General features: G+C 45.8%; 26 protein-coding genes. 8 read left to right on the forward strand and 18 right to left on the reverse strand.

Going from position 1 to position 24,693, the window contains the following annotated elements; translation table 11 throughout:
- The 9 genes from tuf to fkpA all read right to left on the reverse strand — a co-directional run.
- Positions 1 to 1,178: elongation factor Tu (gene tuf / locus F0228_RS12315; RefSeq protein WP_171762282.1), on the reverse strand; the 1,178-nt coding region annotated here is incomplete at its 3' end.
- A gap of 28 nt (positions 1,179 to 1,206) precedes the next feature.
- Positions 1,207 to 3,303, reverse strand: coding sequence for an elongation factor G (gene fusA / locus F0228_RS12320; protein WP_061033640.1), 2,097 nt, complete (start codon positions 3,301 to 3,303; stop codon positions 1,207 to 1,209).
- A gap of 143 nt (positions 3,304 to 3,446) precedes the next feature.
- Entirely contained in the window at positions 3,447 to 3,917 is a 471-nt protein-coding gene (gene rpsG / locus F0228_RS12325) for a 30S ribosomal protein S7 (protein ID WP_004737195.1), read from the reverse strand.
- 107 nt (positions 3,918 to 4,024) lie between these two features.
- Positions 4,025 to 4,399, reverse strand: coding sequence for a 30S ribosomal protein S12 (gene rpsL, locus F0228_RS12330; RefSeq protein ID WP_004737194.1), 375 nt, complete (start codon positions 4,397 to 4,399; stop codon positions 4,025 to 4,027).
- A 182-nt stretch (positions 4,400 to 4,581) separates the two neighbouring features.
- Positions 4,582 to 4,857, reverse strand: a complete 276-nt coding sequence (gene tusB / locus F0228_RS12335) for a sulfurtransferase complex subunit TusB (protein ID WP_061033639.1) — start codon at positions 4,855 to 4,857, stop codon at positions 4,582 to 4,584.
- 8 nt (positions 4,858 to 4,865) lie between these two features.
- Positions 4,866 to 5,222 carry a sulfurtransferase complex subunit TusC gene (tusC, locus tag F0228_RS12340; protein ID WP_061033638.1) on the reverse strand — a complete coding sequence of 119 codons (357 nt, stop codon included), beginning with the start codon at positions 5,220 to 5,222 and terminating at the stop codon, positions 4,866 to 4,868.
- Positions 5,219 to 5,608: a sulfurtransferase complex subunit TusD gene (gene tusD / locus F0228_RS12345; protein ID WP_061033637.1), complete on the reverse strand. Its 390-nt coding sequence runs from the start codon at positions 5,606 to 5,608 to the stop codon at positions 5,219 to 5,221. Before tusD ends, tusC begins: the two co-directional genes overlap by 4 nt.
- Positions 5,602 to 6,327 carry a transcriptional regulator gene (locus tag F0228_RS12350; RefSeq protein ID WP_004737190.1) on the reverse strand — a complete coding sequence of 242 codons (726 nt, stop codon included), beginning with the start codon at positions 6,325 to 6,327 and terminating at the stop codon, positions 5,602 to 5,604. Before F0228_RS12350 ends, tusD begins: the two co-directional genes overlap by 7 nt.
- 205 nt (positions 6,328 to 6,532) lie before the next feature.
- On the reverse strand, positions 6,533 to 7,309 hold the full coding sequence (fkpA, locus tag F0228_RS12355; RefSeq protein ID WP_061033636.1) for an FKBP-type peptidyl-prolyl cis-trans isomerase: 777 nt from the start codon (positions 7,307 to 7,309) through the stop codon (positions 6,533 to 6,535).
- 131 nt (positions 7,310 to 7,440) lie between these two features.
- On the opposite strand from fkpA, the gene F0228_RS12360 reads away from it, so the two are divergent.
- Positions 7,441 to 8,418, forward strand: coding sequence for a PQQ-binding-like beta-propeller repeat protein (locus F0228_RS12360; RefSeq protein ID WP_171731018.1), 978 nt, complete (start codon positions 7,441 to 7,443; stop codon positions 8,416 to 8,418).
- A 5-nt stretch (positions 8,419 to 8,423) separates the two neighbouring features.
- Positions 8,424 to 8,651 carry a SlyX family protein gene (locus F0228_RS12365; protein WP_004737187.1) on the forward strand — a complete coding sequence of 76 codons (228 nt, stop codon included), beginning with the start codon at positions 8,424 to 8,426 and terminating at the stop codon, positions 8,649 to 8,651.
- A gap of 115 nt (positions 8,652 to 8,766) precedes the next feature.
- Here the strand turns inward: F0228_RS12365 and F0228_RS12370 are convergent, their stop codons facing one another.
- The 5 genes from F0228_RS12370 to kefG form a co-directional block, all read right to left on the reverse strand.
- Positions 8,767 to 9,732 (reverse strand): isoaspartyl peptidase/L-asparaginase, encoded by a 966-nt coding sequence (locus F0228_RS12370; protein WP_061033634.1) that lies wholly within the window; start codon positions 9,730 to 9,732, stop codon positions 8,767 to 8,769.
- Positions 9,733 to 9,919: 187 nt separating this feature from the next.
- A complete protein-coding gene (gene slyD / locus F0228_RS12375; RefSeq protein WP_008222340.1) occupies positions 9,920 to 10,510 on the reverse strand; it encodes a peptidylprolyl isomerase in 591 nt (196 codons plus the stop codon).
- A 94-nt stretch (positions 10,511 to 10,604) separates the two neighbouring features.
- Complete coding sequence (locus F0228_RS12380) at positions 10,605 to 10,805, reverse strand: YheV family putative zinc ribbon protein (protein ID WP_004737184.1); 201 nt, start codon at positions 10,803 to 10,805, stop codon at positions 10,605 to 10,607.
- A 148-nt stretch (positions 10,806 to 10,953) separates the two neighbouring features.
- On the reverse strand, positions 10,954 to 12,750 hold the full coding sequence (gene kefB / locus F0228_RS12385; protein WP_032498650.1) for a glutathione-regulated potassium-efflux system protein KefB: 1,797 nt from the start codon (positions 12,748 to 12,750) through the stop codon (positions 10,954 to 10,956).
- Complete coding sequence (kefG, locus tag F0228_RS12390) at positions 12,737 to 13,321, reverse strand: glutathione-regulated potassium-efflux system ancillary protein KefG (RefSeq protein WP_061033642.1); 585 nt, start codon at positions 13,319 to 13,321, stop codon at positions 12,737 to 12,739. Before kefG ends, kefB begins: the two co-directional genes overlap by 14 nt.
- Positions 13,322 to 13,492: 171 nt before the next feature.
- Here kefG and F0228_RS12395 point away from each other — a divergent pair, with 171 nt between their 5' ends.
- From F0228_RS12395 to crp, 6 genes are all read left to right on the forward strand, one after another.
- Positions 13,493 to 15,415, forward strand: a complete 1,923-nt coding sequence (locus F0228_RS12395) for an ABC transporter ATP-binding protein (protein ID WP_061033633.1) — start codon at positions 13,493 to 13,495, stop codon at positions 15,413 to 15,415.
- Complete coding sequence (locus F0228_RS12400; RefSeq protein WP_061033632.1) at positions 15,412 to 15,882, forward strand: TIGR02444 family protein; 471 nt, start codon at positions 15,412 to 15,414, stop codon at positions 15,880 to 15,882. The genes F0228_RS12395 and F0228_RS12400 overlap by 4 nt, the downstream gene beginning before the upstream one ends.
- 271 nt (positions 15,883 to 16,153) lie before the next feature.
- The gene (locus F0228_RS12405) at positions 16,154 to 17,134 is read left to right on the forward strand and encodes a hydrolase (RefSeq protein WP_061033631.1); all 981 of its coding nucleotides are present in this window, start codon (positions 16,154 to 16,156) and stop codon (positions 17,132 to 17,134) included.
- 128 nt (positions 17,135 to 17,262) lie between these two features.
- The gene (locus tag F0228_RS12410; protein ID WP_004737179.1) at positions 17,263 to 17,475 is read left to right on the forward strand and encodes a YheU family protein; all 213 of its coding nucleotides are present in this window, start codon (positions 17,263 to 17,265) and stop codon (positions 17,473 to 17,475) included.
- Positions 17,476 to 17,552: 77 nt separating this feature from the next.
- Positions 17,553 to 18,422: a phosphoribulokinase gene (locus F0228_RS12415; protein ID WP_008222326.1), complete on the forward strand. Its 870-nt coding sequence runs from the start codon at positions 17,553 to 17,555 to the stop codon at positions 18,420 to 18,422.
- A gap of 240 nt (positions 18,423 to 18,662) precedes the next feature.
- Positions 18,663 to 19,295, forward strand: coding sequence for a cAMP-activated global transcriptional regulator CRP (gene crp / locus F0228_RS12420; protein WP_004410522.1), 633 nt, complete (start codon positions 18,663 to 18,665; stop codon positions 19,293 to 19,295).
- Positions 19,296 to 19,505: 210 nt separating this feature from the next.
- Here crp and F0228_RS12425 read toward each other — a convergent pair whose 3' ends face one another.
- The 4 genes from F0228_RS12425 to F0228_RS12440 form a co-directional block, all read right to left on the reverse strand.
- Positions 19,506 to 20,297, reverse strand: a complete 792-nt coding sequence (locus F0228_RS12425; RefSeq protein WP_008222320.1) for a DUF1338 domain-containing protein — start codon at positions 20,295 to 20,297, stop codon at positions 19,506 to 19,508.
- 215 nt (positions 20,298 to 20,512) lie between these two features.
- Positions 20,513 to 21,970 carry a succinylglutamate-semialdehyde dehydrogenase gene (gene astD / locus F0228_RS12430; RefSeq protein ID WP_016796009.1) on the reverse strand — a complete coding sequence of 486 codons (1,458 nt, stop codon included), beginning with the start codon at positions 21,968 to 21,970 and terminating at the stop codon, positions 20,513 to 20,515.
- Between the two features lie 39 nt (positions 21,971 to 22,009).
- Positions 22,010 to 23,029 (reverse strand): arginine N-succinyltransferase, encoded by a 1,020-nt coding sequence (gene astA / locus F0228_RS12435; RefSeq protein ID WP_061033630.1) that lies wholly within the window; start codon positions 23,027 to 23,029, stop codon positions 22,010 to 22,012.
- Between the two features lie 107 nt (positions 23,030 to 23,136).
- Positions 23,137 to 24,348 (reverse strand): aspartate aminotransferase family protein, encoded by a 1,212-nt coding sequence (locus F0228_RS12440; protein ID WP_008222315.1) that lies wholly within the window; start codon positions 24,346 to 24,348, stop codon positions 23,137 to 23,139.
- Positions 24,349 to 24,693 lie beyond the last annotated feature (345 nt).

Genomic DNA, 24,693 nt, shown 5'->3' on the forward strand with positions numbered 1-24,693 from the left:
AAGATTTTAGCTACAACACCAGCACCTACAGTACGGCCACCTTCACGGATAGCGAAACGTAGGCCTTCGTCCATTGCGATTGGAGCGATTAGCTCAACAGTCATTTGAACGTTGTCACCTGGCATTACCATTTCTACGCCTTCTGGTAGAGTGATGTCGCCTGTTACGTCAGTTGTACGGAAGTAGAACTGTGGACGGTAACCTTTGAAGAAAGGAGTGTGACGGCCGCCTTCGTCTTTAGAAAGTACGTATACTTCAGACTCGAACTTAGTGTGTGGGTTGATAGAACCTTTAGCAGATAGTACTTGGCCACGTTCAACTTCGTCACGCTTAGTACCACGTAGAAGTGCACCAACGTTCTCACCTGCACGACCTTCGTCAAGCAGTTTACGGAACATTTCAACACCAGTACAAGTAGTAAGAGTAGTCTCTTTGATACCAACGATTTCTACTTCGTCACCTACACGTAGGATACCACGCTCGATACGACCAGTTACAACAGTACCACGACCTTGGATCGAGAATACGTCTTCGATTGGTAGTAGGAACGGTTGGTCAACTGCACGCTCTGGCTCAGGGATGTAAGAATCTAGTGCTTCTGCAAGCTCAACGATCTTGTCTTCCCACTGCTTCTCGCCGTTTAGTGCGCCAAGTGCAGAACCTTGGATAACTGGTAGGTCATCACCTGGGAAGTCGTACTCAGAAAGAAGTTCACGAACTTCCATTTCTACTAGCTCAAGTAGCTCTTCGTCATCAACCATGTCACATTTGTTCATGAATACGATGATGTAAGGGATACCAACTTGACGACCAAGTAGGATGTGCTCACGAGTTTGAGGCATTGGGCCGTCAGTCGCAGCAACAACTAGGATACCACCGTCCATTTGCGCAGCACCAGTGATCATGTTTTTAACATAATCCGCGTGTCCTGGGCAGTCTACGTGTGCGTAGTGACGTGATGGAGTGTCGTACTCAACGTGAGAAGTAGCGATTGTGATACCGCGCTCACGCTCTTCTGGAGCGTTATCGATAGATGCGAAATCTTTAGCAACACCACCGTACACTTTTGCAAGTGTAGTACAGATAGCAGCAGTTAGAGTTGTTTTACCGTGGTCAACGTGGCCGATAGTACCAACGTTTACGTGCGGTTTCGTACGTTCAAATTTTTCTTTAGACAAAAAAATGAAAAAAATGCCTTCCTTTTGTTTAACCACGCTCTGCAATGATTGCTTTTGCAACATTGTTAGGCACTTCAGCGTACTCACTAAACTCCATAGAGTAAGAAGCACGACCTTGTGTCGCAGAACGTAAATCAGTTGAGTAACCGAACATGACAGACAACGGAACTTGTGCACGAATTATCTTCAGGCCAGCTGTCCCCTCGTCCATACCTTCGATGATGCCGCGACGACGGTTAATATCGCCAACAACGTCACCCATCCAGTCTTCTGGAGTAGTCACTTCAACTTTCATCATAGGCTCAAGCAGAACTGGTTGCGCTTCAAGTGCACCTGATCTGAAAGCCATAGAGGCAGCGATTGTAAACGCCATCTCACTTGAATCTGTTTCATGGTAAGAACCATCATATAGTGTAGCTTTGATATCCAGAACTGGATAGCCAGCAAGCACACCATTGTTCATCTGTTCTTCAACGCCTTTAGCTACTGAAGCGATAAACTCTTTTGGTACTGTACCATTGGCAATTTCATCCACGAAGACAAAGCCTTCGCCCACTTCTGATGGTTCCAGTTTCAGCCATACATGACCGTACTGACCTTTACCACCGTGTTCACGGATAAATTTACCTTCCGCTTTCGCTGTACCACGAATTGTTTCACGGTAAGCCACTTGCGGGTTACCAACGTTGCAGTTCACGCTAAATTCGCGCTTCATACGGTCAACGATGATATCTAAGTGTAGTTCACCCATACCAGAAATCAGTGTCTGGCCTGTTTCGTCGTCCATATCGACGCGGAACGATGGGTCTTCTGCTGCTAATTTACTTAGCGCAATAGTCATTTTATCTTGATCGGCTTGTGAGCTTGGCTCTACAACGATCTGAATAACTGGGTCTGGGAATTCCATGCGCTCTAGAACAATCTTATGGTTCTGGTCACACAGAGTTTCACCAGTGGTCACATCTTTTAGGCCGATAATAGCCGCGATGTCACCTGCTCGTACTTCTTTTACTTCTTCACGCTTGTTTGAGTGCATTTGTACAATGCGACCTAAACGTTCACGTTGTTTCTTCACAGAGTTGTAAGCTGTTTTACCGCTTTCAACAACACCAGAGTAAACACGGATGAAAGTTAGAGTACCAACGAATGGGTCTGTTGCGATCTTAAATGCTAGCGCTGAGAACGGTTCTTTGTCGTCCGCGTGACGCTCTGCTTCATTCTCGTCTTCATCGATGCCCTTAATTGCAGGTACATCAACTGGAGAAGGAAGGAAATCAACCACTGCATCTAGAACAGCTTGTACACCTTTGTTTTTGAATGCACTACCACAAGTTGCTAGTACGATTTCATTATTAAGAGTACGAGTACGAAGACCTTGTTTGATTTCAGCTTCTGTCAGTTCACCTTCTTCAAGGTACTTATCCATTAGCTCTTCAGAGGCTTCTGCCGCTGCTTCAACAAGTTCTGTACGATATTCTTCAGCCATTTCTTGCATGTCTGCTGGAATGTCTTCGTACGTAAAAGTCATGCCCTGGTCAGCTTCGTTCCAGTTGATTGCCTTCATCTTGATTAGATCGACAACGCCTTGGAAGTTTTCTTCTGCGCCAATGTTCAGTTGAATCGGAACAGGAGTCGCGCCTAGGCGGTCTTTGATCTGCTCGATAACGCGCAAGAAGTCTGCGCCAGTACGGTCCATTTTGTTAACGAAAACCATACGAGGAACTTGGTACTTATCAGCTTGACGCCAAACTGTCTCTGATTGAGGCTCAACACCAGATGAACCACAGAACACAACAACGGCACCATCAAGTACACGTAGAGAACGTTCTACTTCGATAGTGAAGTCAACGTGTCCAGGAGTGTCGATGATATTGATACGGTGATCTGGGAATTGCGCTTCCATACCACGCCAGAACGTAGTGGTTGCTGCTGAAGTGATCGTAATACCGCGCTCTTGCTCTTGCTCCATCCAGTCCATGGTTGCTGCACCATCGTGAACTTCGCCGATTTTGTGAGAAAGACCGGTATAGAACAGAATACGTTCACTTGTGGTTGTTTTACCTGCATCTACGTGAGCAACGATACCGATGTTACGGTACTGCTCAATAGGAGTTTTACGAGCCACGGTTGAATCCTCTTATTAGAGACTTAGGGACTATTGCTATACCTAGGGTTGAAATTTGCCTGCCCTAGAAATAGCAATAGTTCCTAGCATAAGCATAGGAACTAAAGAAGTGCTGCAAGGAACCTTGCAGCACTAAAAAGGTATTACCAACGGTAATGTGCGAACGCTTTGTTTGCGTCAGCCATGCGGTGAACGTCTTCACGTTTCTTAACCGCAGTACCTTTGTTCTCAGACGCGTCTAGCATTTCAGCAGCTAGGCGTTGAGCCATAGATTTTTCACCACGCTTACGCGCAGCTTCAACTACCCAACGCATAGCAAGAGCGTTACGGCGAACCGGACGAACTTCTACAGGTACTTGGTAAGTTGAACCACCTACACGGCGAGATTTAACTTCTACCGCTGGGCGAACATTTTCAAGAGCTTCTTCAAATACAGCTAAGTGGTCTTTACCAGACTTCTCAGCCATTGCATCTAGTGCAGTGTAAACAATTTTCTCTGCAGTAGATTTCTTTCCGTCAACCATTAGGATGTTAACGAATTTTGCCAGCAGTTCAGATTTGAACTTTGGATCTGGAAGGATCTTACGCTGACCTATTACGCGACGACGTGGCATGGATATTCTCCGTTGTCTTCTTCAGGTTTTTTCCAAAACTTTTCAGAATAATAAATAAAATAGTGTTTGGCCTTACTTAACGATTTCTTTTTAAAAAAGAGAATCAATTAAGACTTAGGACGTTTCACACCGTACTTAGAACGACCTTGTTTACGGTCGTTAACGCCAGCACAGTCAAGTGCGCCGCGAACAGTGTGGTAACGAACACCCGGAAGGTCTTTTACACGACCGCCACGGATTAGTACAACACTGTGCTCTTGTAGGTTGTGGCCTTCACCGCCGATGTACGAAGTTACTTCGAAACCGTTAGTTAGACGTACACGACATACTTTACGTAGTGCCGAGTTAGGTTTTTTAGGTGTAGTAGTGTAAACACGAGTACATACACCACGTTTTTGTGGGCACGCTTCTAGTGCAGGCACGTTGCTTTTAACAACTTGCTTTACACGAGGTTTGCGAACCAACTGGTTAATAGTTGCCATTAACTAGCTCCTGAAATTTACTTGAAAGTAAGCTTTGTGAAAAATCTATCCCTAACTACATGTCGCAATTAGGGACGCAAAATTCTATTCAGCAGTGGGATGTGTGTCAAGAAATATACAGATCTTTTTTAGCCGTCTAGAGCTCAGGATGGTCTAGTTTTGACCAAGCTGATATAACATAGCTACCAAGTGACTGATTTGTCGTTTAAAACTGTCAATTCAACAAAGCCATCAAAGCCTACTTGTGTGATGGCTTCAGAGGCCAGTTTTTGTAGGCCACGACTCTCTAGATCGGGTTTTAATACCGACACATACTCGACTGCACTGATTTGAGTGAATAACTCATGATTTGGAAGGCAAACATACACCGCATCTTCAACTAACAAGAACTGATCCTGTGGTTGCGAATAGACGAGTGCAAGCTTGAGTTTATCGGCTGTTTTAACAATATGAAGCATAGCGTTCCCTAGAAAGTCAGTATCTGTTGGCACTGAGCTAACGTCTGCGCTAACTCATCGACTTCTGTGACGGTTACATCAATCAACAAGTCATCAGCTGAAAGGCCAAACTGATTCAGGCTTCGCTGACATACGTATACCTGTTCGATGTCGTACAGATCCATCAGTTTAAACGCCGAAATGTAGTCACGTGAAAGTGTCTGTTCAGGCTGTTGTGCTGTAAGAAGCTGAGTCACACCATCGCCGACAAAAAATACCACGATGTCTTCACTATAAGCCGACGCAGCTAATAATGCGTCTAAACCTTCCCTACCCGCAGCGGTAGTATGGGGAAAGCTATTAAATACAAAAGCTAATTTTCTCAAAACTGTACCACTCTGTCTTGCGTGAGTAGCGCTTCGGATAAGCTACCTAAACCAGCCTGTGTGAATCCAGAAGCTAAGTTAGAGCCACTAAGCTGATGCTGCTCTGCTTCTTCAGAACTGATGATGCCACGTCTTAGTGCCGCCGCAACACAGGTCTCAAGACTCACATTGTGTTCGTTTGCCAATTTCTGCCAAGCCGCAGCCAAATCAAACTCATCATTAGCCGGCACAGTAAGGTCAGAGCCGTTACTTACGCCGTCTTGATAAAAGAACACACTGTGGAGTTTGTGGCCCTGTTGAAGCAGAGCCACGGCAAACAGGTAAGCACTTCTTGCTGACTGTGAACCATAGAGAGGTCCATTAACTAGGAGTGTATAGCTTAACAACCCTCTTCATCCTCTGTTTTACGCTGACGGATATATAGGTACACGGTGTGCTTAGAAATATTCAATCGCTCAGCAACACGGTTAATCGCATCTTTGATATCGAAAATACCTTTGTCATACAGCTCCATCACAATCTGACGGTTCTTGGTATTGTTCGATACTGACTTGTCGGCATTGATCTCTTCAATGGTGCGCTCAACCGTTTGGTCGACAAGTTCTTCAACGTCGCTTGCAAAGTTAACCGATGATGCAGCTTCGTCTGCGTCTTGTGTCGGCATGAAAGATTGCAGCACTTGTGAGAAAGGCGCATCTAAGTTCACGTTAATACACAGTAGGCCAATCACTCGGTCTTCACCATTGCGGATAGCCACAGTGATCGACTTCATCAACACGCCACCTTTAGCACGGGTGAAGTATGAGCGTGAGAAGTTACGTTTAGAACCTTCGATATCTTTTAGCATCTTCAATGCAAGGTCAGTAATTGGCGAGCCAACCTGACGCCCGGTATTCTCACCGTTAGCAATTTTAATTGCAGAGGTGTTGAGGTCTTCTAAAGAGTGCAGAACGATCTCACAAAATGGGCCAATTAGACTCGCAATGCCGTCTACCACCGCTTCATAAGATCTTAGAATGATTTTATCGTGTTCACTGAATGGCATGACATTGACTGATTCCATTTCAAGTAACACATCTGCATTGACTGTTTCTGTAGTAGTCACTTATTCCTTACCTTCGTGTGAAAAATCAACAAATTTATGTAAGTTTATCAGAAAATTTTAATTGCACACCTAGCTAACATTGCAACTAGTGATTTAGAACAAGTTTAAAAATCAAATACTCATATTCGAATCATAAAAAAAGCCTAACGAAAAGTTAGGCTTTTTAGTCAATCAACGCTTTTTACAGCAGGATTTCTTGCAATTATTACTGAGCAGCAGGTGCTTCAGCGTTATCAATGCTTAGTAGTTCAACTTCGAATACTAGCGTTGAGTTAGCAGGGATAGTCGGTGTATCTTGCTCACCGTATGCTAGCTCTGGCGGGATTACAAATTTGTACTTAGAACCAACTTGCATTAGTTGTACGCCTTCAGTCCAACCTGGGATTACGCGGTTTAGTGGGAATGTTGCTGGTTCGCCACGGTCGTAAGAGCTGTCGAACTGAGTACCGTCAGTTAATGTACCTTTGTAGTGTACTTGAACGGTATCTGTGTCTTTTGGAGAAGCGCCTTCACCTTGTGTCATTACTTGGTAAAGTAGGCCAGATTCAGTTTGCTTAACGCCTTCAGTTTTTGCGAACTCAGCACGGAAGTCGTCACCTGCTTTCTTAGTTTCAGCTGATTTCTCTGCCGCTTGTGCTTGCATAGTTTCAGCAACACGCTTGTCTAGAGCTTCAAGCGCTGCACGAGTTTCTTCTTCGTTAAGTGCAGTTTTCTCTGCGAATACGTCTTCAATACCTTGAAGAACCATGTCTTTGTCTAGATTAATGCCTAGCTCGCTTGGCTTATCAATGCTTGTGCTCAGGTAGTTTGCGAAAGATACGCCGATTGCGTATGCCGCTTTGTCATCTTCGGTTTTAAAGTTTACTGCTTCTACTTTAACTTCTTCTACTTGAGGTGCTTCTGCCTTTGGTTCTTCTTTCTGACAACCAACTGCTAGCATAACCGTTGCGGCAAGCAGTGATACTTTTAAAACTGATTTCATTGAATTCTCCAATTAATGGCCAAGCCATTGGTTATTGTGCACAAATCTAATGATTAGATTGGTGTGAATACGTTAGTTATAACAATATACTAGTCATATGTCTTTCGACACAAACCGGATTATTAGAAGTGATGCAAATATTTTTCCATTCCTTGCTATGTGCAATTGTCATCACCTTGTTAAATGGATGCTTTTTCTTTCAAGACGATGAGCAGCGTTGGGAAATTGAGCCCAGCGGCGCCACCAGCTTTGCCTTAAGCAGAGATGGACGCTTCGCCCTGCTCTACTCTCAGCAAAAACAATTGCTACTTTGGGACCTTGCCGAAAACAAAGAGTTAGCCCAACTCGGCCCTCAAGATCAGTCCGCAAACCAAGTATCGCGCATTCGAATCTCTGACAATGGCCGCTTTGCCATTACTGCCAGCCAGATGAACTTCGCCGTTTGGGACCTATCCTGGACCCAAGCTGAAGGGCTATGGTCTATCTCAGACGGCTTAATTCGCGATGTTGATATCTCTAGCAATGGTGAAAAAGTACTGCTCGGTTTGTCTAATGGTAAAGCCATCTATGTGGACTTAGTCACCGGACGCCGTCTGGAGTTCCTCGCTCACCGAGAAAAAGTTAATTCCGTCGCCCTTTCATCTAATGGCCGCTATGCTCTTTCTGGCGGTAACGACTATAAGGCCTACCTATGGGATACCGAATCAGGCTTAGTGCTGCGAACCTTCGAGCATGAACAAAGAGTAGTACGTGTTGCCCTACAGCGCGATGGCAATTTAGCTTTTACCTCTGATGGTGGTAATCAAGCGATGATTTGGGATCTTGAAACGGGCGAACCTCAAGCCCAGCTACAGAGTTGGTCTCGACAGCTGATATTCTCCAGTGCCCGTTTTTCCGATGATGGCAGCATGTTGGTGACAGGTACCCCGTCAAGCCAAGTCAGCGTTTGGAATACTGAGGACGGCAAACGACTTTCACGACACGATGCAGAGCCATTAAAAGATACTCGCCCTCCTCGTGCGGTAGTGTATGATGCAGCCTTTGATGATAAGAACCGTGTAATATCGGGCACCTCTGCGGGCATCGCCCAAGCTTGGAATGTGGATTAAGAACGATGACAGAAAAGCGAGTTGAACAGTTAGAAAGCCGCGTGAATGACTTAGAATGTCAGCTAGCTTTCCAAGAGCAAACCATTGAAGAACTTAATGAAGCGCTTAGCCAACAACAGATGTTGATCACTAAGATGCAAGACCAAATGAAGTATGTAGTGGGTAAAGTGAAGAACATTGATGGTTCGAACTTAGCTGACGCATCTGAAGAAACGCCACCACCACATTACTAATGTGCGTTGCCAATGAGCTGCGGCTTGTTGGTCTGGTTGAAAAACAAAAGGCGACAGAGATTATCTGTCGCCTTTTGTTTATCTGATTGGGAGTTTGAGTTACACCGGAGCTTGGTTAGTCATCGGCATAGATCTTAACTTCCACTCGCCCTTCTGTATCAACGCTAGCGCGGTACATGCCGGAACTGTTCATGCCGAAATGAATATCACCTTGGTCATCAATCGCAATCAAACCACCTTCGCCACCCATGGTTTTCAGCTCACCTTGGATAATGTGTTCACATGCGGTATGAACATCTTCTTTGAGATAACGCATGCGCGCAGCCACATCACTGGCAACCATTTTTCTTAAGAAGAACTCCCCCATGCCAGTAGTAGAAACCGCAACATTGCCATTCTCAGCAATAGTGCCCGCGCCAATGATTGGCGAATCGCCGACACGGCCGTACTTCTTGTTTGTCACACCGCCAGTACTGGTCGCTGCCGCCAAGTTACCGGCTTGGTCTAATGCCACCGCGCCAACCGTGCCGTATTTTTTGTCATCAGGGTACTTCTCAGCTTGCTGCTCATCATATTTCGCTTCAGACAAAGCAAATATGCCCTTCTCTTTCATCGATTGAAGCTGATCGTAACGGCGCTCAGTGAAGAAGTAGTCTTGCTCGGTAAAGGTATAGTCGTGTTCAAAGGCAAACTTTTCGGCCCCTTCTCCAATCAACAATACATGGTCGCTTTTCAGCATCACATCGCGGGCTAATTCGATCGGGTTTTTAATGTGGCGAACACCAGCAATAGCACCCGCATCCATTTCACGACCGTGCATTACAGACGCATCCATCTCAACAAACTCATCATGCGTAAGAACGGATCCCTTGCCCGCATTGAAGTGTGGGCTGTCTTCCATCACCTTAACCGATGCCACTACCGCATCCAAAGCATCACCACCCGACTGCAGTACTTGATAGCCAGCCAAAACCGACTTTTCCAAAGCCTCGGTAATGCTCGCTTTTAGCTCATCACTCATTTGCTCTCGCAAGATGGTGCCAGCACCACCATGAATGGCAATTGAAAAAGGTTGCGACATCTAAACTCTCCACTGACGTATTCTTGTTATCTGTCGCTATCAATATCATATCCAAAGCTCGATGTCTGATAGCAACAACAAATCTTTCGCTAGCGGTCATGCTCACGCCAGAAAGCACAACCCCAATACGAAAAAAGCCTCCACAAGGGAGGCTTTCATATTCTTGAACTAATCCGTTAGGTCGGTATTAGTGAGAACCACAGCTACCGCCGCCGCAGCAGCCGTCTTTTTTCTCTTCACCGTGGTCGTGGCCTTCGCCACCACAGCAACCGCCTTCGTGGTCATGGTCGTGACCGTGGCTGCCACAGCCACCAGCTTGGTGTACGTGGCCGTGTTGAACTTCTTCTTCAGTCGCTTCACGAACCGCAACTACTTCAACGTCAAACGTTAGAGTTTGGCCAGCTAGCATGTGGTTGCCATCAACAACAACTTCGTCGCCGTCTACTTCAGTTACTTCTACTGGGATTGGACCTTGGTCAGTATCCGCTAGGAAGCGCATGCCAACTTCGATTTGTTCAACACCTTGGAATACGTCAGCAGGAACACGTTGTACTAGAGCATCGTTGTGCTCGCCGTAAGCGTCTTCTGGAGTAACAGTTGCAGAGAACTTGTCGCCAGCTACTTTGCCTTCAAGCTCTTTTTCAAGACCTGTAATTAGGTTGTTATGACCGTGAAGGTAATCTAGTGGAGCTTCTGCAGTTGATTGGTCAACTACTACGCCATCTTCAAGTTTCACTTGATATGCAACACTAACTACTACGTTCTTTTCAATTTTCATGAGAGCTCCAAGGAGGTTTGGACTAAGCTCCAACAGTTGAGCTTAGGAAAAATTCTGTACCCGGATATTATGGGGATCAATTATCGAAACTCAATCATTCAGGCTTAAAAATACCGATCATTTCTTGATTCGCGTGTTCAGATTTCTCTACAGTTTTCGGTTTACGTTGCTCTGAGAAGTCACAATCGACACATTCCACCAGCTCGATATTATTCTCAATCCACCAACGAAGCGTGTCTTGAGTATTGCAGCTTGGGCAGCTCGCCCCTGCGATAAAGCGTTTTTTCTGTTTCACGTTAATATCCTTTACTACTCTGGATTCGCAGTTCTCTATGCTTGATGTGAAAGCGAATAGGACCACGTTTATTATTAGGTATCTCTGGGCAATGGCTTTTGGTTTAAAGCATTCATTACAAGCTCGAACCATTCACTCTAAGCTGAGGCTATTGCCAATAGTTTCGAGATTGGTGGTCATTCTCCATCTCGTGTCCAAAGATCTCTTCAAGCTCTTTACGAGCCTCTTTCGCTCTTTGGGCTAATTCTGCGTCTTCATTATGCTGAGGCAGTAATTCTTTCAGCATACCATTATCCAACTTCCTAAAATGTGCTTCTGCTCGCTTCGCTTTATATGGGTGCATGCCGAGTTCAGTCAGAGTTTGACGACCAAGGTCCAATGCCCCAAGGAAGGTTTCACGCGAGTAGTTGTTTACCCCGTGATTAAGCAATTGATACGCCTCAACACGACTTCGAGCACGCGCTAAAATTTTCAAGCGAGGGAAATGTTGCTTACACAAATCGACGGTTTTCATGATTTCATCAGGGGAGTCAGTACACAGCACAATCGCTTCGGCTTTATCCGCTCCCGCTGCGCGTAACAACTCTAAGTGTGTAGAGTCACCGTAAAACACCTTGTAGCCAAACTTTCTTAAGATATGGATTTGGCTAGCATCACTTTCCAAAATCGTAATGCGGATCTTATTGGCGTACATCAGACGACCAATGATCTGACCAAAACGACCAAAGCCGGCGATGATCACTCGAGGGCTACGGTCAACCACATCCGAAGACATCGCATTCTCACTGATTTGATTCAATTGGCGAGCAAAGAACTTATCTTGTAGCTTAAGCATTAATGGTGTGGTCACCATTGATAAACTCACAACTACTAGCAAGAACGATACTTGCTCACCACTCAAGATACCTTGTGCACTTGCCGCCGTGAAGATAACGAAAGCAAATTCACCACCTTGGCTAAGAATCATTGCCATGCGACTACGCGCTTTGGCTTGAGTACCAAACACTCGCGCAAGGGCGTACAGAACCAAACCCTTTAGTACGACTAGCGCTAGAACAGCGATCAATATTGCAAATGGGCTTTCGGCCAACAATCCCAAGTTAACGGCCATACCCACTGAGATGAAGAACAGACCAAGTAGTAATCCTTTGAATGGGTCAATCGCGATTTCCAGCTCATGTCGGTATTCACTCTCAGCCAGAAGTACGCCCGCTAAGAAAGTACCCAATGCCATCGACAAGCCAATTTGTTGCATGATAACGGCAATACCAATCACCAATAGCAGAGCAGCAACGGTGAACAACTCACGTACACCACTCATTACCACATAGCGGAAAAGAGGCCTCAACAAGAAGTGACCGCCCACCAGCAAACCAACCACACCACCTAACATCCACAACATGTCTGCCCAGCTGCCGCCGGTGTTACCTGCAAGCAGAGGCAGCATAGCCAACATAGGGATCACGGCAATATCTTGGAAAAGTAGTACTGCGAAACCTGACTGGCCTGCTTCTTTGCCACCAAGCTCTCGTTCTTCAATAACCCTTAAAGCGATCGCGGTCGAAGATAAGGCTAAACCCATACCTATTACTAAGCTCGTTTGCCAGGTTAAGCCAAACATACAAGCGATAGCGGTGATGATCAGAGTGGTAATCAGCACTTGCGCGCCACCGAGCCCGAGAATAGGTGCTCGCATCTGCCACAATTTTTTAGGGTTAAGCTCTAAACCAATCAGGAAGAGCAGCAGCACCACCCCGAATTCGGAAAAGTGTAGAATCGCTTCTACGTCACTAATTAAACCAAGCCCCCATGGGCCAATTGCCACACCCGCCAGCAAGTAGCCCAAAACTGAGCCTAAACCTGCGCGTTGTGCGATAGGAACAGCAACCACCGCGGCAGCTAAAAATATAACGCTACTTTGCAAAAATTCATTAGTCAGAGCCATCGTTCGCTCCTATATCTTGTAGCGGGTCTCGCAACCAGTTTCGATACGCTTCTGCATGTTGATACCGTGTCATATCTGTGACATTTCGTGCCCAGTGTAAAACCAATGGTGGTATCCAATTCATCTGACACAAAGCAGCTGTGAGTTCGAAAGGTTGTAAAATCTCTTGTAATGGATATTTATTATAGCCTGCTGCTCCAAACGCCTCTTCTTTACCACCCGTAGTGATAACACTTCGCCAATGTTTACCTTTCAGTGCACTTTGCTCACCAAACGCAAAGCCTTTGCCCAATACGCGGTCAAACCACTCTTTTAGCAATGAAGGGCAGGAATACATAAACAGAGGGTGTTGGAACACAATCACATCGTACTCAAGGAGTAATTCATGCTCATAAGGCACATCGATAAAGAAATCAGGATAGATGGCATAAAGATCGTGAATTTTGACATGCCCGAGCGACTCTACCTTCTTGACCATCATCTGATTAGCAATAGAGGTTTGTGGCTCTGGGTGTGCGTAGATGATTAACACCTTAGGCACGGTTTTGTCTGTCGAGGGAGTATTACTCATTCCTTTGAAGCATTCCTTTTAAGGCTAAACGGTGGCAAGGCCACAAGAATTTAAGCAAAAGTTATTAATATGTTATTGGCATCATAACGCAAATTGCATTGTGATCGACTTTTATCTGGTTTCAGCCTACTATGCAGGCGTCTGTTCATCTCTAATTTCTATGCTATTTCTATGATTACTTTCTCTGATATTCAATTGCTACGCGGCGGTAAGCCCCTCCTCGACCAAGCATCTGCGACTCTTCACCCTGGCGACAAGATTGGCTTGGTAGGCAAAAACGGTTGTGGTAAATCGACGCTGTTCGCTTTAATTAAAGACGAGCTATCGATTGATGCTGGCTCATTCAGCAAACCTGCTCATTGGGAAATGGCGTGGGTTGCTCAAGAAACTCCAGCATTAGAAAGAACAGCAATTGAATACGTGATTGATGGTGACCGTGAATATCGTGGCCTTGAAGATCAGCTACAAAAAGCGGAAGTAGCCGACAACGGCACACTCGTCGCAGAGATTCACGGCAAGATAGAGACCATTGGTGGTTACAGCATCAAAGCTCGCGCAGCCGAATTGCTAGACGGCCTAGGCTTTAGCCAAGAACAAATGACATGGAACCTGACTCAATTCTCAGGTGGTTGGCGTATGCGTTTGAACCTAGCTCAAGCCCTACTATGCCGCAGTGACTTACTGCTGCTCGATGAGCCAACCAACCACTTGGACTTGGATGCAGTAATGTGGCTAGAGCGCTGGTTACAAACCTACCCTGGTACGCTAGTACTTATCTCGCACGATAGAGACTTCTTAGATCCTATCGTCAATCGTATCGTGCATGTTGAAAACCAAAAGTTAAATGAGTACACAGGCAACTACTCATCGTTTGAGAATCAACGAGCGCAAAAGCTGATTCTGCAACAGGCGATGTACCAGAAGCAGCAAAAGCAGATGGCTCACATGCAGAGCTACATCGACCGTTTCCGTTATAAAGCTTCAAAGGCTCGCCAAGCGCAAAGCCGCATTAAAGCACTCGAAAAAATGGAACAAGTACTGCCCGCTCAGTTTGATAACCCATTCAGCTTTGAGTTCAGAGAACCTGACGCACTACCAAACCCAATCATGATGATGGATGAAGTATCTGCGGGCTACGACGACAACCTAATTCTAGAGAAGATTCGCCTTAACCTGGTTCCAGGCAGCCGTATCGGTCTACTGGGTCGAAACGGCGCAGGTAAATCGACGCTTATTAAGCTGCTTTCTGGCGAACTGAAACAGCAAGGTGGCGAGCTGAGCTACTCACAAGGCGTTAAGATTGGTTACTTCGCACAGCATCAACTAGAAACGCTGCACCCAGAAGAGACACCACTGCAACACATGATGCAGATTGCGCCTAAGCACACCGAACAACAGCTTCGTGATTACCTTGGTAGCTTCGGCTTCCAAGGCGAGAAAGCACTGGATAAAGTAGCGCCTTTCTCAGGTGGTGAGAAAGCACGTTTAGTGTTGGCACTGCTGGTCTGGCAAAAACCGAACCTGTTACTACTCGATGAACCAACCAACCACTTGGATCTCGACATGCGTCAAGCGCTGACGTTTGCTCTTCAGACATTTGAAGGCGCAATGGTTATCGTATCGCACGACCGTTACCTACTTCGTGCAACTACCGATGACCTGTACCTTGTACACGACCGCCAAGTTGCACCGTTTGACGGTGACCTGAACGATTACTACAAGTGGCTCACCGAACAGCAAAAAGTGGAACGCAAAGAAGCACAAGCACAGGCTCCAACGAAAGATGGCGCCAACAGTGCTGCTGCGAAAAAAGAGCAAAAACGTAAAGAAGCGGAGTTCCGTAAGTTAACCGCGCCAATCCGTAAAAAGCTGACTCAATTTGAAAAGCAGATGGATAAACTGACGCTTGCTCTTGAAGAAGCTGAACAACAATTATCCGACACTTCACTGTATGAAGCTGAAAATAAGGCTAAACTGAATGAAGTACTCGCTCTACAAGCGAGCAGTAAGTCACAACTGGAAGAAGTTGAAATGGATTGGATGTCCACTCAAGAAGAGCTTGAGCAGATGGAACAGGATATGGATAGTTTATGAGCCTAAAGCACGCCCCAATATCACTCACACTGGAAAGACTATGGCAATTTAGCCTTCAGTACTACAGTGTGCGTGGTGTTAAAGATGCGTGCTTAGCTTTGCAAAACCAATTCCACGGCAACGTCAATCTACTGCTGCTCCTCAAATGGCTTGATGAGCAGCAATTGTCTTTTGCAGAAGAAGAGTGGCACAAAGTGCAGCAGTGCTTAAGCCGCTCTGAGACTCTACTGCATAGCTATCGAGAGCTGCGCAAACACCTTAAAGAGCATGTTGTCGACTCTCTCTACCGTGAAGCCTTACAGTTTGAACTGCAACTTGAGAAGCAGCAGCAATCCGACCTTGTTGACTGTATCAACTCGCTGCAGCTATTCACCAATCAACAGACCCCACTGGCTCTGCAATATTGTCGTCTACTCGGGGCTGAAAACCTCTACGACGCATTTTCTGAACCCGCCCCTCAACCTTAACTCGTTTCTTTTCTCTTTTATCCAGTTCAGGCACAAGCTTGTCTGACACTGATACTTGTGATGTGAACATCAAAGGTAATATTCATCACGGACAAGGGTTAACTCGTTCAACTTTTATAATATTCAATCAGTTACCCATCACCTATTTTTGCATCGAGTCGCAGTGAAACGCTTGCGCTTATGCCGAGAATCAACCAAGCTCAAATAAAAACGTGGGCGCATCGCAATACTCAACACTTTTTAAAGCCCATAAAAAAGTACGGACTGTTTTATGACCATATTTACCGCAGCTGCTGGTTTATCTAATCCACACTTACAAACCTTAGTGCCAAGATTTATCAGAAAGCAGGCGTTGTTTCACCCTCAATGGCAAACCTTAGAAACAAGCGATGGTGATTTTCTCGATCTTGCTTGGAGTGAGTCACCAGACGGCGATAAGCCCAGCAGTAACAAACCTATCTTTATTCTGTTCCATGGACTGGAGGGCAGCTTTGAGAGCCCTTATGCCAACGGACTGATGAATGCATTTGCCAAAGATGGTTGGTTGTCTGTGATGATGCATTTTAGAGGCTGCAGTGGTAAACCGAACCGTTTAGCCCGTGCGTATCACTCTGGCGAAGTCGAAGATGCCCGCTTTTTTCTAAGACACCTGCACGCACAGTTTCCCAATAACCCTAAGGTGGCGGTCGGCATCTCTTTAGGCGGGAACATGTTGGCAAACTATCTTGCTGAGTACTCAGACGACCCCTTGTTGTCAGCAGCGACCATAGTGTCAGCCCCATTTGATCTGGCTTGTTGCGCGAGTCGCATTGAGAAAGGCTTTTCTAAGCTCTACAAGAAGTACCTGCTCAGCTCTCTCAAATCTAATGCCTTAAAAAAGATTAACCTACTGCAAGAGAAGCTCGATATCACCGCAGAGACGATCAAGAAGATTGATAAGCTGTACGAATTTGATGAACGTATCACCGCACCCCTGCACGGATTCAAGAACGCTCAAGACTACTACGCACAATGTTCCGCTCTTCCTAAGCTCAATCAGATAAAACTACCGACCCAGATCATTCATGCCAAGGACGATCCTTTCATGACTGACGATGTGATTCCAAAATTCGTCCTACCGGATAACATCGATTATCGCTTGTTCCAGAAAGGGGGTCATGTCGGGTTCATTACAGGAAGTACGCTCAAGCCAAGGTTTTGGCTAGAAGAAGCGCTGCCTGCCTACTATGAAAGTATTCAAGATTCGGCATAACGGCCAAGCCTGCTAAATATAAAAGCGAAACCTTGATAAGATAGCGCAGCCCCTAATTGGGGTTGTACTAAAAACATCACTAGACACACTCATCAACATATCAATGAACATAAAAGAGAGAAGTATTTATGATCATCCCATGGAAAGACATTGAGCCTGATACGCTCGAAAACCTCATCAAAGAATTCGTCTTGCGTGAGGGAACAGACTACGGCGACGTTGAGATCTCCCTACAAAACAAGATTGATCAAGTGAAACATCAATTAGCTTCAGGTGAGGCCAACATTGTATTTTCCGAACTGCACGAGACCGTTGATATCCAGCTCACAAAACGCTTCTAAGCTGCGTTGAGAAAAGAGCCGTGTTATAGTGGAAAACGATTGCTAACAAGTAAGTTACTCATAAGACAAGGGTTGTCATGTCCGCTAAACATCCAATTATTGCGGTGACGGGTTCCTCAGGAGCCGGCACCACCACCACCTCAGAAGCCTTCCGCAAAATGTTCAATATGATGGACGTGAAGGCTGCTTGGGTTGAAGGGGATAGTTTCCACCGCTTCACTCGACCAGAGATGGACGTCGAGATCCGTAAGGCGCGCGAGCAAGGTAAGCACATCAGCTACTTTGGTCCACAAGCCAACGACTTCGGAGCCTTAGAAGAGTTTTTCCGTAAATACGGAAATGAAGGTACTGGCCAAGTACGTAGTTACCTACATACGTTTGACGAAGCTGTCCCTTATAATCAAATGCCGGGCACCTTTACGCCATGGCAAGATATCCCTGAAAATTCAGACGTGATGTTTTACGAAGGCCTGCACGGTGGAGTGGTTGATGGCGACATCAACGTATCTCAACACGTCGATCTGCTGATCGGCATGGTCCCTATCGTAAACCTAGAGTGGATTCAAAAATTCGTTCGTGACACTCGCGATCGTGGCCACTCTCGAGAAGCGGTAATGGACTCTATTGTACGTTCAATGGATGATTACCTTAACTACATTACCCCGCAGTTTTCACGTACACATATCAACTTTCAGCGTGTTCCAACCGTAGATACATCGAACCCACTCAACGCCAAAGGGATTCCAAGTTTAGACGAAAGCTTCGTAGTTATACGTTTGCGTGGTATCAAAAACGTCGATTTCCCTTACCTTTTGGCAATGATTGATGGCTCATTTATGTCTCGTCATAACACGCTAGTTGTGCCAGGAGGCAAGATGAGTTTTGCTATGGAGCTCATTGTAAGGCCAATCCTACAACAACTCATCGAAACCGGAAAAATAGGTTAACAAAACGACGTTCTGGTTGATTACTTTTCATACCGTGATCATGTGCACAATTTTGCGTAAAAAATCGTAGCTTGGTCACGATTAAAATCAAGAAATAGTACCTGAAAAAGGATACTATTCTTAAACGAAACACAAGATAGCTTGCAGCGCTCATCGAGTGCTCTTATCCTAAGAAGTCAATTCAGGCTTAGCTAAAATACGGAAAGCGGCAAGCATACCCTGCAGAGGAAGTGAGATATTATGGTTCTAGGTAAACCTCAAACCGATCCAACATTAGAGTGGTTCCTTTCACACTGTCATATTCATAAGTACCCTTCAAAAAGTACTTTGATTCATGCTGGTGAAAAGGCAGAAACCTTGTACTACATCGTTAAAGGTTCTGTGGCAGTTCTTATCAAAGACGAAGAAGGTAAGGAAATGATTCTTTCTTACCTAAACCAAGGCGACTTCATCGGTGAGCTAGGCTTGTTCGAAGAAGACCAAGAGCGTACTGCTTGGGTTCGTGCTAAATCTCCTTGTGAAGTAGCTGAAATTTCTTTCAAGAAATTCCGTCAACTTATCCAAGTGAACCCAGACATCCTAATGCGTCTTTCAGCGCAAATGGCAAGCCGCCTACAAGTAACTAGCCAAAAGGTTGGTGACTTAGCGTTCCTTGACGTAACAGGTCGTATCGCTCAAACGCTACTAAACCTAGCGAAACAGCCAGATGCAATGACTCACCCTGACGGCATGCAAATCAAGATCACTCGTCAAGAGATTGGCCAAATCGTTGGTTGTTCTCGTGAGACAGTAGGTCGTATCTTGAAGATGCTAGAAGAGCAGAACCTAATTTCTGCACACGGTAAAACTATCGTGGTATACGGCACTCGTTAATCTCGATTAACTGAGTCAAAAATATCAAAGCCACCAAATGCGAATTTGGTGGCTTTTTCTTTATCGAGAGAAGATACGAGATACGAGATACGAGATACGAGATACGAGATACGAGATACGAATGGAACACATGAGGCTCTCGCCTTGTAAACACTCTCGAAGCGAAGCGTACCCGCATCTCTAGGGCAAAGCCCGTACTTGTATCTTTCTTTAACCGTTGGTGCTTTCGAAGATCTTATCCGCCGATGCCGCAACAAAACCGGTGTAAAGCTCACCATTGGCCATTGGATAGCGCTTAGCGAACTCATAGAAGCCACCAGGAATCATCTCATTGCCTTCAACAAATGCCACTGGCACTTTGTCTGCCATTGTTGATGATTGCTCTAATAACACCTCTGGAGAGCCTTTTACCTCACCACCAGATGCGTTAATCGTAAAGCCAGCATCACTCAGGTAGTCATTTACTGCTTGTACTTCATCGAACTTGTTCAGTTGATTGACACTAACCGTGAAGTGGTTAGCACCGTAACCGTGAGCGGCTAACCAAGAAGCGTATTCGCTCTCTTTTGCTAACAGTTGGAAATCAGCGAAGCTCAAGTCCCAAAGGCGGCCACCAAATAGGAATTCATGCCCCTCTAACTTACTTGCATCAACCTGCTCAACCAATTTGGCAACGATCTGCTGTAATTCACTAGAACACTCTTCTACCTTCAACTCACTGATGAACACTTTCGGTTGTTTTGGATCTGGGTGTTCGTAGTGTTTAGCCACTAGCTTCTTGCTTTCAAACAGGTAATCGCCACATGCCTTATAACCTAACTCAAGGAAAGGTTTGGCTAATGTTTCGATACCAAGAGGAGCAACATTAAAAGTACGCAATGCAATGTGATCGTTGATCAGCGCTTCATCTTCTTTTAGCAAATGATGTACTTTCTCTGCGGATGGACAAAGCCTGTGAATGTAATCGTCCCATAGAGATTTAAAGAGTAGATCGGGCGTCATGGTGACTCCTTGTCAGAGGTTCTAGCAAGCTAGTAATTTGGATTAGAAAGGGAGAGACTGAGACACAAAGTCAGCAGCCATCAGCCTGTGACATACTTGTTCTATTATTATCTACCGCCCAATCTTGACGCTGAGCGTGGTTAAAACAAGGAAGCGATACGCTGCTTCCTTATTTCATAACTAATGAATGAGCCTTAGCTCAATATCAATCTAAACTACAGCTCGATACCTGGGCTAAACGTAGCTGGCAGTTGAGTTTCACCACCTTCCATTGAAGCCATTGGGTAAGCACAGTAATCTGCCGCATAGTAAGCACTTGGGCGTAGGTTGCCAGAAGCACCCGGACCACCAAATGGTGCATCACCACTTGCGCCTGTGAGTTGGCGGTTGCGGTTAACAATACCCGCACGGATATGGTCAACGAAGTATTCCCACTCAGAATCGTCTGTCGATACTAAACCTGCTGACAAACCAAAGCGTGTGTCGTTAGCTAATTCAACCGCTTGCTCTAGCGACTGATAACGAACCACTTGTAGCAATGGGCCGAAGTACTCTTCATCTGGCAGTTCAGCAATATTGGTTGCATCGATAATGCCTGGAGAAACAAACGCCGCTTCGCCTGCTTTTGCCTCTACTAGGCTGACACCACCTAACGATTGCAGGTTAGCTTGTGCGTCTAGAATAAACTTAGCGGCAGCTTCAGAGATTTGAGGCCCCATGAAAGGTGCAGGTTCAGCGAATGGCTGATCAACACGAATCTTTTGCGTCGCTGCGACCAGTTTGTCGAGTAGCAGATCACCCTTCTCGCCAACAGGAACATACAGGCGACGAGCACATGTACAACGTTGACCAGCACTGATGAACGCTGATTGGATAATGGTGTATACCGTTGCGTCTGCGTCACCGTATTGGTCACTGATCACCATAGGGTTATTACCACCCATCTCTAGTGCCAGCATCTTGCCCGGTTGACCCGCGAATTGACGATGCAGGATATGACCCGTATTAGCACTACCCGTGAATAGCACGCCATCAAGACCTTTAGCATCTGCTAGTGCGATGCCTGTCTCTTTAGCACCTTGCACTAGGTTGATTACGCCAGCAGGAAGACCCGCTTCTTGCCATAGCTTCATTGCGAACTCACCTGTCCAAGGCGTCTGCTCTGAAGGTTTGAATACCACTGTATTTCCCGATAGCAATGCAGGAACAATATGACCATTTGGTAGGTGGCCAGGGAAGTTGTAAGGACCAAATACCGCCATCACGCCCAATGGACGGTGACGAAGTACAATTTGGTTACCAGCCGCTTCACGTGATGCTTCCCCGGTACGCTCGTGATAAGCACGAATAGAGATAGCGATCTTGCCCGCCATTGCGCCCGCTTCAGTACGAGTTTCCCAAATAGGTTTACCCGTCTCTTTTGCGATAATTTGCGCGATCTCTTCGCTGTTCTCTTTTACTTTTTCCGCGAACTTCAACACGATCGCTTCACGCTCAGCAAAGCTCAGTTTTTTCCAAACTAGGAACGCTTCGCGAGCCGCTGCCACTGCAGATTCAACCTGTGCCGGTGTTGCGCTATCACCCTGCCACACTACTTCATTGTTGTATGGGCTTACTGATGTCATGGCATCACCTTGACCTGCTACCCATTGTCCTGCTATCCACTGAGTCATACTTCTATCCTTAAAATCTTCGACAGATAATCGCCGCTCTTATTGAGCCAGCATGCGAACGAATTCGCCTTCTTTTACTTCAAGAGCGCTTGCTACTTCAGATGATAAAATCACTGTGTCGCTTGCTTGGTCATACGCACCTTTCGCGGCCACTGCGCGGAAGTTCTCAAATGAGGTATTACCAATTAGGAAGTCTTTAGAGCTAGAGTGCTCTGCAATTTGAACCTGTGCTCGAATAGAGTGACGTACAGATTCGATGTTTCTTAAATCACACTCGACCGTTGGTCCCGCATCAAAGATGTCGACATAACCACGATTCGTGAAACCTTCACGTTCCAACAGTTTCAATGCTGGGCGGGTGTTATCGTGCACTTGACCAATCACCGCCTGAGCTTCTTCACTCAATAGGTTTACATAGATTGGCAGTTTCGGCATAAGGTCCGCGATGAAGCCTTTCTTACCAATACCCGTTAGGTAATCGGCTAGTGTGAAATCAATTGAGAAGAAGTGCTCTTGCAACCACTTCCAGAATGGCGAGTTGCCTTCTGCATCTGATACACCACGCATCTCAGCAAAGATCGTTTTTGAGAAACGCTCTGGGTGCTCAGCCATCAGTAGGAAACGACACTTAGACATCAGTCGACCGTTTAAGCCTTTGCGGTAATCAGGACGTAAGAACAGCGTACAAATTTCGCTGCAGCCTGTGTAGTTATTACCAAACGTCAACAGCTTAACCACGTTATTCACTTTAAGGCGCTGTGAAGAGTGAACCACTTTACTGATGTGGTACGAGTAAAAAGGCACATCCCAGCCAATGGAAGCTTCGATACCCGTTGTACCAGCAACTTCGCCAGTTTCAGCGTCGAAACCCACCATTAGATAGCCTTCATCACCGGGTTCGGTCACGTCTGCTTTCGCAAAGCTGTATTCAGAATGGGTAATTCGGTTAGTTAACAATTCTTCGTTAACCGGAAGAGATGTGAATCCATGACCTGATTCAACTGCACAGGTGTGCAGCGCATCGTAATCAGACAGTTTTATTGGGCGAACAACTAGCATCAATATTCCCTCCAGATGCAAAATAGGCCCAAAACCAGAAGCTTGGGCCTTTAGCAGTACGTCATGGGATCGCTCTAATGGCGATCATTCCTATGACGCCGCTCAGGCTAAACTAGCGTAGCGATTGCTTTGTCTAGTTTTGATAAGCCTTCTTCAATTTCTTGTTTAGTGATAACCAGTGATGGAGTAAAACGAACCACGTTTGCACCCGCAACCAGTACCATTAGGCCTTGCTCGCCTGCTGCTACTAATACGTCACGCGCACGACCTTGCCATTCGTCATTCAGTGCAGCACCTAACAATAGGCCTTTACCACGAATCTCACTGAAAATTTGGTATTTGTCGTTAATCTTAGTTAGACCATCACGGAATAGCGCTTCACGCTCTTTTACGCCTTCTAGAGTCTCAGGTTGGCTAACTACGTCAACCACGGCTTCAGCTACCGCACACGCCAGTGGGTTACCACCGTATGTAGAACCGTGCGTACCAACCTTAAGGTGTGTAGCCAGTTCAGACGTCGTCAGCATTGCGCCGATAGGGAAACCGCCACCTAGAGACTTCGCTGTGCTTAGAATGTCTGGCGTCACGCCCAGACCTTGGTAAGCATAGAAGTTACCAGTACGGCCATTACCTGTTTGTACTTCATCAAAAATCAACAGTGCATTGTGCTTGTCACACAGTTCACGAACCGTATTCACGAACTCAGCCGTTGGAGAGATGATACCGCCCTCGCCTTGCAGAGGTTCCATCATGATGGCACAAGTGCGATCAGAGATATGCGCTTCTAGAGCCGCAATATCGTTGTAAGGTAGGTGAGTTACATCGCCAGGTTTTGGACCAAAGCCATCTGAGTAAGCTTCTTGACCACCAACGGTTACAGTAAAGAATGTACGACCGTGGAAACCTTGTTTGAATGCAATGATTTCAGATTTCTCAGGACCGTGAACATCCGCCGCCCAACGACGAGCTAGCTTAAGTGCTGCTTCGTTCGCTTCTGCACCAGAGTTCGCAAAGAATACTTTTTCTGCAAAACATACGTCAGTTAGCTTCTTCGCTAGACGCAGTGCAGGTTCGTTAGTCATTACATTACTTAGGTGCCAAATCTTGTTTGCTTGCTCAGTAACGGCATTCACCATTGCTGGGTGACAGTGACCCAAACAGCTCACAGCAATACCACCAGCAAAGTCGATATACTCTCGGCCTTGTTGGTCCCATACGCGTGCGCCTTCCCCTTTTACCGGGATCATTTCCATTGGGTTATAACAAGGCACCATCACCTCATTAAACAGACTACGTTCTACATTATTTTCCACTGTCATCGTACATTCCTTCTCGATACCGCAAGCTTCGCAAATAAGCGTAATGATTCATAAGTGAGACGAAAAAATTTTGTCTCGCTACAATCCCGCTGCAGCATTATATTTACATTTAATTAACGTTTTCAATAGTAGATTATTCTTTAGCCATCCCTCACAACCAGCTAAACCTCACTATCTATGACTATTTATGCATCAATCAACCTGTTTTATGAAGCTTTTTTTACGCATACGCCTACCCTGCAAAGGCAAAGCCTTACTGGCACAGCGGTAAATTGGGTTCAAAAGGAAATACGGCGAATAACTTTGCATAGGCTAAAAACTTAGCCTGATGAGGAAGAAATGTTA

Source organism: Vibrio sp. 99K-1 (assembly GCF_013114585.1).
Classification (GTDB): domain Bacteria; phylum Pseudomonadota; class Gammaproteobacteria; order Enterobacterales; family Vibrionaceae; genus Vibrio; species Vibrio chagasii_B.